General features: G+C 45.3%; 10 protein-coding genes. 5 read left to right on the forward strand and 5 right to left on the reverse strand.

Annotation, left to right across the window (positions count from 1 at the left end):
- Positions 1-19: 19 nt before the first annotated feature.
- Positions 20-532, reverse strand: coding sequence for a hypothetical protein (locus HQR03_RS05890; protein WP_173239514.1), 513 nt, complete (start codon positions 530-532; stop codon positions 20-22).
- 269 nt (positions 533-801) lie between these two features.
- A complete protein-coding gene (glpK, locus tag HQR03_RS05895) occupies positions 802-2,406 on the reverse strand; it encodes a glycerol kinase GlpK (RefSeq protein WP_173239515.1) in 1,605 nt (534 codons plus the stop codon).
- Between the two features lie 626 nt (positions 2,407-3,032).
- Here glpK and HQR03_RS05900 point away from each other — a divergent pair.
- The 5 genes from HQR03_RS05900 to HQR03_RS05920 all read left to right on the forward strand — a co-directional run bounded on the left by HQR03_RS05900 (position 3,033) and on the right by HQR03_RS05920 (position 9,509).
- Positions 3,033-4,742, forward strand: coding sequence for a TolC family protein (locus tag HQR03_RS05900; RefSeq protein ID WP_173239516.1), 1,710 nt, complete (start codon positions 3,033-3,035; stop codon positions 4,740-4,742).
- A gap of 130 nt (positions 4,743-4,872) precedes the next feature.
- Complete coding sequence (locus tag HQR03_RS05905; protein WP_025653353.1) at positions 4,873-5,736, forward strand: YihY/virulence factor BrkB family protein; 864 nt, start codon at positions 4,873-4,875, stop codon at positions 5,734-5,736.
- Positions 5,737-5,799: 63 nt separating this feature from the next.
- Entirely contained in the window at positions 5,800-6,999 is a 1,200-nt protein-coding gene (locus tag HQR03_RS05910; RefSeq protein WP_173239517.1) for an HlyD family secretion protein, read from the forward strand.
- 3 nt (positions 7,000-7,002) lie between these two features.
- Positions 7,003-8,313 carry an ABC transporter permease gene (locus HQR03_RS05915; RefSeq protein WP_173239518.1) on the forward strand — a complete coding sequence of 437 codons (1,311 nt, stop codon included), beginning with the start codon at positions 7,003-7,005 and terminating at the stop codon, positions 8,311-8,313.
- Positions 8,313-9,509 carry an ABC transporter permease gene (locus HQR03_RS05920; RefSeq protein ID WP_025653350.1) on the forward strand — a complete coding sequence of 399 codons (1,197 nt, stop codon included), beginning with the start codon at positions 8,313-8,315 and terminating at the stop codon, positions 9,507-9,509. Before HQR03_RS05915 ends, HQR03_RS05920 begins: the two co-directional genes overlap by 1 nt.
- A 270-nt stretch (positions 9,510-9,779) precedes the next feature.
- Here HQR03_RS05920 and sthA read toward each other — a convergent pair whose 3' ends face one another.
- The 3 genes from sthA to ppsR all read right to left on the reverse strand — a co-directional run bounded on the left by sthA (position 9,780) and on the right by ppsR (position 12,923).
- Positions 9,780-11,423: a Si-specific NAD(P)(+) transhydrogenase gene (gene sthA / locus HQR03_RS05925; protein ID WP_217271548.1), complete on the reverse strand. Its 1,644-nt coding sequence runs from the start codon at positions 11,421-11,423 to the stop codon at positions 9,780-9,782.
- Between the two features lie 78 nt (positions 11,424-11,501).
- Positions 11,502-11,909 carry a DUF4377 domain-containing protein gene (locus HQR03_RS05930; protein WP_025653348.1) on the reverse strand — a complete coding sequence of 136 codons (408 nt, stop codon included), beginning with the start codon at positions 11,907-11,909 and terminating at the stop codon, positions 11,502-11,504.
- Positions 11,910-12,026: 117 nt separating this feature from the next.
- Complete coding sequence (gene ppsR, locus HQR03_RS05935) at positions 12,027-12,923, reverse strand: posphoenolpyruvate synthetase regulatory kinase/phosphorylase PpsR (protein ID WP_025653347.1); 897 nt, start codon at positions 12,921-12,923, stop codon at positions 12,027-12,029.
- Positions 12,924-13,446: the final 523 nt, after the last annotated feature.

Consider the following 13,446-nt stretch of genomic DNA (forward strand, 5'->3'; position numbering starts at 1 on the left):
AATTCTCTATTTTCCAATATTACGATACACGATTCCATGCATCACGTGATGCTCTGCGCGCATCTTCCCATTCCATACGTGACTCACCTTTTACTTCATGCCATGAGCGTTCTAGATCTGCTTCATGATCTTCAAATCGAGCATCTGCAGGATAACGGGCACGGTTGGCGTAACCGACTGCGTAGGCAGGATGTAAATCACGGTCAAAATCATGGCCTTCTTTATAATAGTCTGCATTCGCATACTCTGCGCGCCAGTAAGCTTCTTCGCGCGTTGGGTCAATAGCTTCAGCGGCCGCATGACCTGCACCGCCACCGACGATAGCGCCAATAGCACCACCAATGAGTGTGCCGAGTGGTCCTGCCATCGTACCGATAGCCGCACCTGCTGCTGCGCCGCCTATGCCGCCTATGCCTGTACCTACTGGATGTGATCCTGGCTCACCAGTGATGATGTCAGCATTTAGGTCATGCTTAGTCTCTTTAGACATGTGCTTTACTTCACTACGATCAATACCGTCATGGTTACTCATAATATTTTCCTTAAATTATTTGTTATATATTAGATTTATGATTGAAAGTTAGCAGTGTTGCTCCATTCATCTAAAGTATAGAAACTTAAGGACAAAGACAGATAGGCAGATTATGTAAACTGTGTCCAAATCTCGATTGTCTTGCGTTACAGCCTGTATCTTTATGACGATTGTGTACACTGGCCTAGGCATTTCAGTAATTTTAAACAAACTTATTAATAAAACAGACTGAATGCAAGAATTGAATCGACGCTTTATTGCCGCTCTTTTTAGACCTTCATTAATGCTCTTTCAAGCGCTTGTTGCCATTTGTGCAGGTGTTGCTCGCGCTCGTCAGCAGACATGCTTGGCTCAAAAATGCGATCGACTTGCCAAGATGCTTTCATAGTGGCCGCATCGTATAACCCCGTTTTTAGACCAGCAAGCAGCGCAGCACCTTTGGCAGTAATTTCTGTATCTCTAGGACGCAGTACGGGGACGCCCAATAAGTCTGCCTGAAACTGCATGAGCAAATCATTATTGGCAGCGCCGCCATCGACCCTCAATTCGGTTAAAGGGTGCGGGCTGTCTTTTTGCATAGCGATTAAGACATCATAGGTTTGATAGGCGACCGCTTCTAACGCCGCTCGGGCGATATGCGCTTTGGTCGTGCCGCGACTCATACCTGTAATACTTGCACTGATGTCCGAGCGCCAATATGGTGCGCCAAGTCCCGTAAATGCAGGGAGCAATACCACGCCTTCGCTACTATCAACCTGCCGCGCTAAGTCTTCGACTTCACCGCTCTGTTGAATCATTCCCAGATTATCACGCAGCCACTGGACGATTGCCCCTGCCATAAATACGCTACCCTCTAGCGCGTAGGTGACTTCTTTTTTGGGCGGCTGTAGCATACGCTTGCCAGACTGCACGATTTGATCAAAGGATAAATTGTCTGGGCGCAGTGTTGCCGATTTGCGTTGCCACGCTATCGTCGTCAACAGCTGATGATCGCTAAGTTTGGGCTGTTGACCGATATTCATCAGCATAAAACAGCCCGTCCCATAGGTATTTTTGGCCATACCAGCATCGAGGCAGCCTTGGCCAAAAAGTGCCGCTTGCTGATCGCCTAATACCGCCTGAATAGGAATCTGCTTGGCAAACAAGCCTTTTTTAGTCTTACCAAAATCCCCATCAGAGGGCAAAACTTTAGGTAAGATATTCATCGGAATAGCAAAGCGGGCGCACAGCTCCTCTGACCATTCCAGCTTATGAATATCGTATAACAGCGTGCGAGAAGCATTGGTAATATCGATGACATGCTCGCCGCCTGTCAATTTATAGATAAGCCAACTATCAATAGTGCCAACAGCTATCTCACCCTTGCTCGCACGCACGCTAAGCTTTGGATGGTTTTCCAGCAACCATGCGATTTTACTGGCGCTAAAATAAGCATCTAAACGTAACCCGGTGATACGTTGCACTCGATGTGCCATATCATCACCGTCATCCGTCTCATCGCTATGAACACCAGTACTCGCACTTTCAGCTGCAAGGGTTTTGCAATAGTTTGCGGTACGGCGATCTTGCCAAATAATCGCAGGCGCTAAGGGTTTGCCCGTTTTTTTGTCCCACATGACAATAGATTCACGCTGATTGGTGATGGCGATACTAGTCACATCGGTAGCGAGCAGCCCTGCTTGGTTAATGACGTCATGCGCACAGCTAATCTGAGTTTGCCAAATCTGCTGGGCATCTTGCTCCACAAAACCAGCTTTGGGTGTCTGTAATGTGGTTGGCTGTTGCGCCATTTTTATCGGTCGGGCATGATCGTCGTATAGTATCGCGCGACTCGAAGTGGTGCCTTGATCTAAAGCCAAAATATATCCTGCCATCACTCATATCCTTTACTGGTCTTATTTATTCTATGGTTGATAGTTTATATCACTCTCATATTTTTATAGTCAGCGGTTTCTTTTTATTTTCAGCGGCTTCTATAACTAAATTAACGCGCTTAATTAAGCACCGATTCATCGGGTTAATAGTCAAAACATGGCGCTCATTATGATTCGTCAGCAATAAAATCGAAATATCAAAGTACAAAAAATCCCTGCAATATCAAGGCACTCACAGCTCAAAAACTCAGTATATGATGACGACAATGTTCTTGTTGGGAAATAAATAATAACGCTATGATAAAAGTCGAAATCATTTCTTTATCACATCAGCACTGATTATACAATAGACGACGGCAAGATACTGAGGCTTGACCCGTCACGGTTGTGGCTCTAAAGTGTGCTTCGTATTACGTACAACAATATTTCAGTTATTATTTATCCTCATCTTTTTTCTCGTATTTTATTCATGTTTTTTGCTTAAAATTTATTCGAGCGCTATTAATTTGCTGGCTGCCGGATAGTTTATAATAGCGTAACGACGCTATTGTGTGATCGATCAAAATGCTGAATATAGCGCGTTGTTTTAAAAAACTTTGCATTCTAATTAATGGCTTATGTGACTTATGAAATTTGCATTATCAACTCTGTCTACTGCTGTGATTACGGTTATGCTCATGGGGATGTCCGTCGCCACCTCAGTAAGCGCTAACGTGGATGACGTTGAGCCACAGAATGACGTGCCAGCAGTCACGGTAACCCAAATCGTTGACGCTGACAATCCATTGCAGACTGGCCATACGGCAGCCGTCCAGACCAGTACCATCGCGCCAGCAGATAATAAATCTGTAGTCAATAACACTGCGACGACTATTCATAACCAAAGCATTGAGCAGAAAAGCAATTTAACCACGCTGATAGATCCCATCACGCACAAAGCGGTTGATAATAGCTACCCTTTAGAAGTCTCTAGCTTTTTAAGTCTTGAGCAGGCGCAAAACATCTTATTACAAGTCTCGCCAAAGCTTGCGGCCAATGAAGCCGCTATTGCTGCCAGTCAATTTCAAACTGATGCCCTCAAGACCATGGACAACCCATTGGTGTTCGCCCGCGTATCTGCCAGTGCCTACCATGTAGAAGAAGACATTGATTTATCATCGCTCAAAAACGGCATCGTCAATGAGATCAATAATGGCGTCGATGACGTTATCCCCGCTCCGCCAACCACAGATTTGCCAAATTTTGGTGAATTGGTCGGTGAACGCCTCCCAAATTCTTATGATTTTAATCGTTCAGGCTCAACGACGGGCGCAGGTATTGGCGTTGTTTGGCCTATTTATACTGCTGGGCGGACAACAGCGTTAACAGGCGCGTCCGATGCCCGCACCCAAGAAGCGGTCGCAGATAGCCTACTCGATAAGAACGAGCTTTATAACACCTTGATTGAGCGCTATTTTAAGGCGCAGCTCGCCATCATTGCCGCCTACTTGCGTGAAGACGCTTATGATACCTTGCAGCAGACCGACCATATGGCGCAGCGCCTGTTTGAAGAAGGTTTTATCTCACGTGTGGATCGCCTAGAAGCGCAGTCTGCCTTAGCCGATGCCAAAAGCGAATCGGTCAATGCCAATAACGATGCTCGCCTTGCGATGATTGCTTTGCAGCGGTTATTGCGTACCGACTATCGTATCAAACCGACGACGCCTTTGTTTGTTTCCAGTCGCCCCCTACCTGATGTGAGCTACTTCCAAGACTTGGCACTTAGCAATCATCCGGGGTTACAAAAAGTCGCCGCCAAACGCGCACAGGCTCAGCAACTGCATGCGCTATCAGATACCGGTTACAAGCCGACCGTCATGCTATACGGCTACGGACAAGTCGAAAAAGATCCCAGTTGGGTCGCTGGTATTTCTGCCACTTGGAAGCTATGGGGCGGACTCGATAAAACAGCATCATTGGCATCAAGCAATGCACAAATACGCCAAGCAGATCTTTCTGAAATTGAAGTCAGTGACAATCTACTACTGCTGGTCGAAAAAAACTGGCACGATGTCAATAATGCCCAGTCACGTTATCAGGCATTACAGAGCAATGTTGACTTGGCAGCAGAAGTATTGCGCTTGCGTCAGTTAGGTCTTCAAGAAGGCGTAAATACAACGGTTGACGTGGTGCAGGCACAAACCCAGTCTCTCAAAGCACGAACTGAACAAGCTCAGGCAGCCAACAGTTATGTGCAAGCGCTTGCTGCCCTTATGCAAAGTTGCGGGACGCCACTGGCCTTTAACGCCTATCTTAATGCAGCAGATATTCAGTTACCTACCTTATATAGTGAATAATAATCTCGTGTGATGAGTAATAGAGCGTTTTGATAAGCGCTTATGCTGATGATGATTAAATGGCTAATGGCTATATTGTTACTGACCTTACGATACTACTAACCCTAGCTCTACTGTGAATAAGCGTTTTATGAAAAAACTGACTTTTAAAGTAACCCATTGGCTACCGCACTTGCTTCAAACATGGCGTATAGCAAACAATTCTAATGTTTGGGCACATTGCGCGAACGTAGGATTTTTTGGTTTTTTATCTATTTTTCCAGCAATGGCCGTGTTTGTACTGCTTTATGGTCTCGCTTTTTCACCTGTTGAGATGCAAGAGCAGATTTCACTTTTACGTCCGTTTATCCCTGAGTCTGTCTATGAGATTCTTAATTCACGCTTAAGCGAGCTGGCTTCGAACACCGCATCCAAACTGACTTTTGGTTTGATTGTATCGACGCTACTAGCCCTGTATGCAGGCTCCAAAGGCATAAAATCCTTAATTATCCTGGTTAATATTGCCTTTCATATCACTCAAGAGCGCAGCTTTATACAGGGCACCATTCGAGCACTTAGTTTAACCTTTGCTGCCGTTGTGGTCTTGATTATAGCCATCTCCTCTATCGCTATTATTCCTTTGGCGGCGGCTTATTTTCCTTTTCCGCAAATCGCTAAGACCATTGCGCTTTGGAGTAGATGGCCGATATTGGCTAGTATTATATTCTTAAGCTTCTTAAGCTTATATCGTTTTGCGCCAAACCGTGACGCCGTAGCGCTAAAAAATCTAGTGCCAGGCGCTGCCTTAGCTACCGTTCTCTGGATTCTATTGTCTGTGTTATTTTCGATTTATGTGCAAAACTTTAATAACTATAGCGCTGAATTTGGTGCACTTTCAGCAGCGGTAGTCATTATGCTGTGGCTTTATTACTCAGCATTTATTGTCGCTTTTGGTGCTATTTTTAATTTTGAAACCATAGAAAACGCCAAGCCTTATGCTATTCGAGTGTACTAGGTCAAAACGACTTTACCCTACCCTTTTCACTCTCAACTTTATTGCTTTAGGAATCTCACTGTCATGACTGAATTTCCAAACGAATCAGACGACTCACGCAAATCAACTGGCTCGACTGATGAGTCAACGCTGTCTCATAATGATCAGCCGTCAGTCGATTCTGCAGAAGACATACCTGACGTGGAACCAGAACAGGCAACGCCTACTTATCGTGATAATCCTAAATCTGATAAGTCGGCCATGATAAAAAAGGCGTTGCTTGCCTTATTCGTGCTGATTGCCTTAGGCGTTATCGCTTATGGTTTGTATAAAAGCAACCAAAGCAGCGAACCTGACATCATTACCCTACAAGGGCAAATGCAAATGCAGCAAACCTCCATCGCTGCAAAAGTACCAGGGCGTATCGCTCAGATTATGGTCACTGAAGGGGATGAGGTGACGGTTGGCCAGCAATTGATTGAGATGGATTCGCCTGAGATTAATGCAAAGATTAATCAGGCTGAGGCTGGTAAGCAGATGGCACAAAGTCAGCTGGACAAAGCCGAAAATGGCGCACGTCCGCAAGAGATTGCCCAAGCAAAGGCGGCGTGGCAAGCCAATAAAGCGGCCTCTGATTTGGCAGAAAATACCTATCAGCGTGTCAATCGCCTTTATGAAGAAGGTCTCATGGCAAGACAGAAGCGCGATGAAGCTTATGCCCAGTATCTTGCAACCCAAGATCAAACCGAGGCCGCACGTTTGCAGTACGACTTGGCAATGGAAGGTGCGCGCAGTGAAGACAAATCTGCCGCTAGCGCCCAAGTGGCGCAAGTCGATGCTCAGTTAGACGAGGCACTGGCTGCAAAAAAAGAAGCCAACTTAAAAAGCCCGATTGCTGGTATCGTGGATAACGTAATAGTCAGTGCCGGTGAAGTTATTGGTCAAGGTGTACCGCTATTAACGTTGGTCAATACCAACGATCAATGGGTGGTACTGAATGTCACTGAAACCTATTTGAACCAGTTTGCCATTGGTCAGCAATTTACCGGTACTATTCCCGCATTATCATCAGCGGACAAGCCTTACAGCAAACAGTTTACTGTCTATGCAACGTCTACATTGTCTGACTTTGCAACGTGGCGACCCACCAATAATGATGATGGCTTTGATGTACGTACCTTTGAGGTCAAGGCGCGACCGAGCGAACCTGATGCGCGGATTCGTTCGGGAATGAGTGTCATCGTCCGTATCAATCCAACCGCTGCCAATCAGAGCCAAGAGTAAGCCATGCGTAAAGCTCAGCTCAGGGATGCTTTTGTACGTAGTGCCGTGTACGAGCGGCGATTTTTAGCCAAAAATCCTTGGGATTTTGCCATGGTGATTTGGATACCCTTGGTCACGGTGCTGCTGATTTGGTGGATTTTTTCGCAAACGCAAATTACCAACTTGCCGATTGGGGTAATTGATCAAGACAATAGCCCGATTGCCAATACCGCTGTGCGCTACCTTGAGGCCAGTCCTGATATCACTGTCAGACAACTTTATCACTCGCCCGCCGCTGCTGAAGCGGCAATCCTGCAACGAGATATTTATGCAGTCGTGATTATCCCTGAGGATTTTTCGCGTAATATTTTGTCTAGCAAACCAGCACCGCTGATTTTACAAGTAAATGCCCAGTATGGTACACACTCGGGTATCATTCAAAAAAGCGTTCAGTCTGTCGCTGGTACCTTATCTGCTGGCGTTGAGATACAGCGGTTGGTTAAACAAGGCATGGCACCCTCGCAAGCGGCGATTGCTTACTCACCAATCAGTATTCAGCGCATCAGTTTGTTTAATGCGGCAACCGATTATCAGCAGTTCTTAGCCTCCACCGTGATTCCTGCGCTGCTTCATATTTTGGCGATGGTTATTGGCGCAACGACGATTGGACGCGAGTTGCGGGATAGACGCATCGGACGCTGGTACACTTTTATTGATACCGGTCGACCCGATTTGACGGCACTCGTAGACAGTGACACAGTCTCTACACTAGACCATAAGCAAAGCCGTAGCGATGCAACCAAACCATTAGCAGCGATCAAAAAAACTCAGCAAGTGAGTATTGCCGTCCTAGTATTTGGCTTATTAGGCAAATATTTTTGGCCGATGTTGGCTTACAGTATTTGGTCCGCATTGGCGCTATGGCTCGCCACGCCGCAACAAGCGGTCGCTCTCGCTTCAATTATTGTCACTTATATCGGTCTAGTATTACTGATGATGCTGTCGTTTTGGCTGGGAGCCATATTTACCTTAGGCTCATTTTCGTTGCGCATGGGCTTGTCATCTACCGGCTTTATTTCGGCACCTTCTTACGCTTTTGCAGGCGTCACTTTTCCTTATATCGCCATTAGTGATAGCGCCCAACACTGGTCAAATGCCCTACCGCTCACCCATTATTTAAAACTACATATCGCCCAATTACAGATGAACGCCCCTGTTGCCATATCGCTGCCAATCATTTACGGACTAACGCTAGCGACCATTATTGCTATGGTTCTGACTGCTGTGTTAAGCAAACGCGCACTGGCACATCCTGAACGTTGGGGAGCACGCTAATGTCATCATTACCGAAAAACAAGCCACTAAAGACGCCTGCGCAATCAGCCACGTTGTCATCGTCACAGAGCTTCTTGGGCAGTTTTTTACAGACTCTCAAAGACATCTTTACCGATAAAGGCGTGGTTTTGATGTTGATTATCGCCCCTATTATTTATGGCTTCTTTTATCCATGGCCGTATTCCACTGAAGTAGTCAATCACGTACCCGTTGGTATTATCGATAAAGACAATAGCAACTTATCTCGGACAATTGTCCGTTATGCGAGTGCCAGCCCGCAATTAAATACCCAGCGCTTTGTCAATGAGCAAGATGCCATTGAGGCCATATGGTCGGATCAAATCGCCGGTTACATGGTTATCCCCAGTGGCCTTGAACAGCAAGTGCTATCGGGTAAAGCGGCTAGCGTGAGCGTACTGGGTAATGGTGGTTATTTTATTTTAAATAAAAACGTACAGTTAGGATTTTTAAAAGCGGTCAGTACAGTATCCGCTGGCATTGAAGTGAAAAAAAACGTGGCAAAAGGGGCGTATTCGCCTACCGCTGCCAAAAACACCCAAGCCGTACCGCTACAGATTATTCCTTTATATAACCAAACCGAAGGTTATGGTGCTTACGTAGTGCCAGCGGTATCCATTATTATCTTGCAGCAGACGTTACTCATGGCCACTGCGATGCTGATCGGTACTTGGTATGAGCAGCGCCGCCACAGGACTACGATACGCGGCTGGCTTGGACGTATTGCTGCGCTCAGCACGCTAAGCTTTATCATCGGCTGCTTTTATTATGGCTGGGCGTTTGAGCTACATCATTATGCACGCGGACAAAACATGGCTGGCAGTTTGTTATTCTTGCTATTATTTTGTCCGACCGTCGCGACGCTTGGCTGCTTGCTCGGACTATGGTTCCGGCAACGTGAGCGCAGTTTGCAAATTTTAATCTTTAGCTCGCTACCGTTATTTTTTATCAGTGGCTATCCTTGGCCTGCCGACCAACTACCAGAAATACTGCAGTTTGTACGTTGGTTGATACCGACTACCCCCGCTATCAATACCTCTGTGCAGCTTAATCAAATGGGCGCGAGTATCGCTCAAGTCGCTATGAGCTTTTATGCGCTGGCAGGCTTGTGGGCATTTTACTTTGCATTACTGCTGCTATTTCGCTGGCGCACCTCACAAAAAATAAGTGCCTTATAGCTTTATACAGTCAAAATATCCTAAAAACACAACGGTATTGCTGATATCAATTTTTTGCAGCCTCTGTCTGCGCAGGCACAGCAAGCAAGAAAAATGGATATCAGCAATGCATCATGTATCGATATTATCTGCACTATTTTCCTTGTTTGACTGCAACTTACCTCATTTTTATCACCATTTCTAAAATGAGGACACGCCCTAACACATAAAAAAAGCGCCTACATTATAGTTAGGCGCTTTCTTACTTATGAACTCAGTCTTTATTACCACTTAGAAAACGCGGTTAAGACCATTGAGTGCCGCGACGCGATAAGCCTCTGCCATCGTTGGATAGTTAAAGGTCGTATTAACGAAATACTCAAGAGTATTATTACATTTCATGACCGCCTGCCCAATATGGATAATCTCTGAGGCATGGTTGCCGTAGCAATGAATCCCCAATATCTCAAGGGTCTCACGGTGGAATAGTATCTTTAATACGCCTGTGCGCTCACCGATGATCTGAGCACGGGCTAGATGCTTAAAGAAAGCCTGTCCTACTTCATAAGGGACTTGCTCATCCGTTAGCTCCTGCTCGGTCTTACCGATACTAGAGATTTCTGGAATGGTATAAATACCAGTAGGGACGCTCGAGACTGGCTCTGCGTCACTATCACCAACCATAAAGGCTGCCGCACAGCGACCTTGGTCATAAGCGGCAGAAGCCAGAGATGGCCAGCCAATCACATCGCCAGCCGCATAGATATTTTCGATATCAGTACGGTAGGTATCATCCACTTTTAGCTGACCACGACTATTGGCTTCTAAGCCGATAGCTTCTAAGTTTAAGCCTTCCGTATTCCCTGAGCGACCATTGGACCAAAGGATCGCATCAGACTTGATTTTCTTACCACTTTTTAAGTGCAAAATGACACAATCATCGTGAGTTTCAAGATGATCGATCTCTTCGTTGTTGCGAATCAGAACGCCAAATTGTCTAAAGTCATGCGCTAGCGCATCACTGATTTCACTGTCTAAGTAGCTGAGTAGCTTGCTCTGATTGTTGATCAAGTCGACTTTATAGCCCAGACCAGTAAAGATAGAGGCGTACTCACAGCCAATGACCCCAGCACCATAGATGATGATTTTTTTGACCACATAATCCATTTGCAGGATTTTATCTGAGTCAAAAACGCGTGGATGATTGAAGTCTAAAATCTCTGGCCGATAAGGACGGCTACCGACCGTAATAATGGCTTTATTAAAAGTAACGGTTTCAAAGACATTTTCGTCGAGTTCGACACGGATGGTATGCGCGTCGGTAAAGCTTGCCCAGCCATGAATCACTTCAATCTGATTGCGCTCATAAAAGCGGGTATGGGTACTGACTTGATTGCGTATCACTTTGCGGGCGTTGGCGAGCACCTTATTTAGCGGTACTTGATGATACTCCATCGCTTTGGTAAACATCGGATCACGGCGAAAGTTAATCAAGTTAAATACCGATTGGCGTAAGGCTTTACTCGGAATCGTGCCGACATGAGTAGAGTTGCCCCCGACTTGCTCACGTGGATCGATGACTACAACTTTTTTGCCTGATTTAGCAAGCTTCATGGCAGCCGCTTCACCAGCGGGACCTGCGCCCAATACCACCGCATCATATTCAAACTGATGCTTATCACCCTTGATACGCTCAGAGTCTTTGGTAAAGCCTGACTTTACATCAATACGAGTATCATCTAGCGGGTTGACTAAGTCAGGATGGTGCATGATGTCATCGTTGACTTGCTCATGCGTTTGTTCGATTTTTTCTTTTTTGTTTTGCCCTTCTGTGCGTTCAGGCGTCGGCGCTGTGCCGCTCTCTTTATTAGACACTTCAGTATGAATGTCTTCACCGATATCATTGGTAGCGTCGTTTGGTTTTTTGCTTCCCATCGTGTCCTCTTTATTTCTTTATTTATCTGTCTTTAGGCTATGAGTGAATCACTGCTTAGATGAGCCATGGTCATGCTGCTAAGGAGTGCCCACCATACGTTGTGATAGGATGTTTTGCAATGTCCAATGCCCTGTCAAGCTTTGCTTGCCTTCATCTATTTGTGGACGCACGCTAATCACATACTCAGTGCCAAGGCTTGGTTTAAAATCATCGATCCAATCATAAGGAATCTGAAACACGCTACCATCTTTGCTCGATTTAGCCAGCAGGCACTGCATCGGTAAGGCCGAAGCACATGCCACACGATTTGGCATCACGGTAAGCGTTTGCGCTTCACCTAACACGATAGTTGGAATATAACGTGGCTCAGGTACCGGCTCGCGTGCAAATGGTGACGTCTGACAAGCACTAAGCAAAGTAGCCGCGCTTAACAACAGGCTAGTAAGTAATAAAGGTGTCTTTCTAGACTTATAAGGTGAACTCATAATATTCTCTATATGATAAAGGCATGGTTTTAAGTGAAATGGTTTTAAATGAGACTGTCATATATAAAGTGGTACAAATTTTTTTGGTCAACGCTGACGTATGACCAGCCGCTAGCGTTAGCCAATACGGCGTTTAAGACCCGTCATCTGTAAGATACGCGTGGCAATCTCTTCCACCGACATCTCTGAGACATCTAGGCTCGGAATACCGTGAGTAATATAAATCCCTTGTATCGCCCGTTGCTCTTGCTGGCACTGCTGATAGCTTGAGTAACGACTACCAGCACGGCGCTCTTGACGAATTTTGACCAAACGATCGGTATCAATAAGCAGACCGAACAATTTGTCTTTGTGCTCACGCAATGCTTTTGGCAATTGGTTGTCGTACAAGTCATCTTCGGTCAACGGATAATTGGCCGCACGGATACCGAATTGTAAGGCTAAGTATAATGACGTTGGGGTTTTACCCGAGCGTGACACGCCCACCAAAATGATGTCAGCAGCATTATAATGACGCGTACGTGCGCCATCATCATTATCCAAGGCAAAATGAACCGCGTCGATACGTTCTTTATAAGTCTCAGAGTCGACATCATCGTGTGCATGACCTGAATGTCCGTCTGGCTCTACCCCAGTCTCTTCAGCGACACGCCCAATCAAACCCTCATACATGTCTAGATTACAGCTGGTTGCTGAGTTAATTTTTTCGCGAATCTCAGGGCTGACAATGGTATCGAACACCAAAGGCAGCACACCATCGCGCTGATAAGCCATGTTGATTTGCTCAACGGCATCTTCAGCCCGCTCCAAGCTATCAACATAGGGCAGCACGCGGGTCTCAAAAGGCACTGAGGCAAACTGACTTAAAATAGCGCGTCCAAGGGTCTCAGCCGTAATAGCCGTACCATCAGAGATAAAAAACGCACTTCTTATGGTTTGTGAATTGTCTAAGTTTAACGCATCATGATTTTGAATCGTGGGCTTATCTTGTTCGGATAGATTGCTTGAGTACATAACTTTAACACCTCTTTAACACCTCGGTTAAAACCCTAATAGTGGCCTAGAGTTAGCTTGTCGCTTTTTGCTCGTCTTTTAATCAATATTACTATTTTAATTATTTGTTAGGTTATTTATGCAAGTCATTGCACACTTCATTATACGCATAATAGCGGCTCAATAGAAATCAATGTTGTCGGCAAACAGTGACACACCCGCGCCTTTACGGTCTGTATTGCGCTGCATGATTTTATTCATCGACTATATAAAACCTAACTTTATATTTTATGGATTGTGTTTTATATTTTATAGATTGTGTCTTATATATAGGTATGAAAAATATAAGTATGAAAACGGTAAAAGCGATTTTGGCCAGCATTTACTCATTTTTAGACATTTAAATAACCATAATGACACCCTGCTATGCCAGTAATATTAAAATTTTAGAGGGATCTCAAAAGTAAAATACTCAGGCGGCTGCCATAAATTATGTAGCAATCCCGACAATTTGTATCTTTTTGACGAATTTTTTGGTTCAAGG

It is taken from the genome of Psychrobacter okhotskensis (assembly GCF_013248965.1).
Taxonomy (GTDB): Bacteria; Pseudomonadota; Gammaproteobacteria; order Pseudomonadales; family Moraxellaceae; genus Psychrobacter; species Psychrobacter okhotskensis.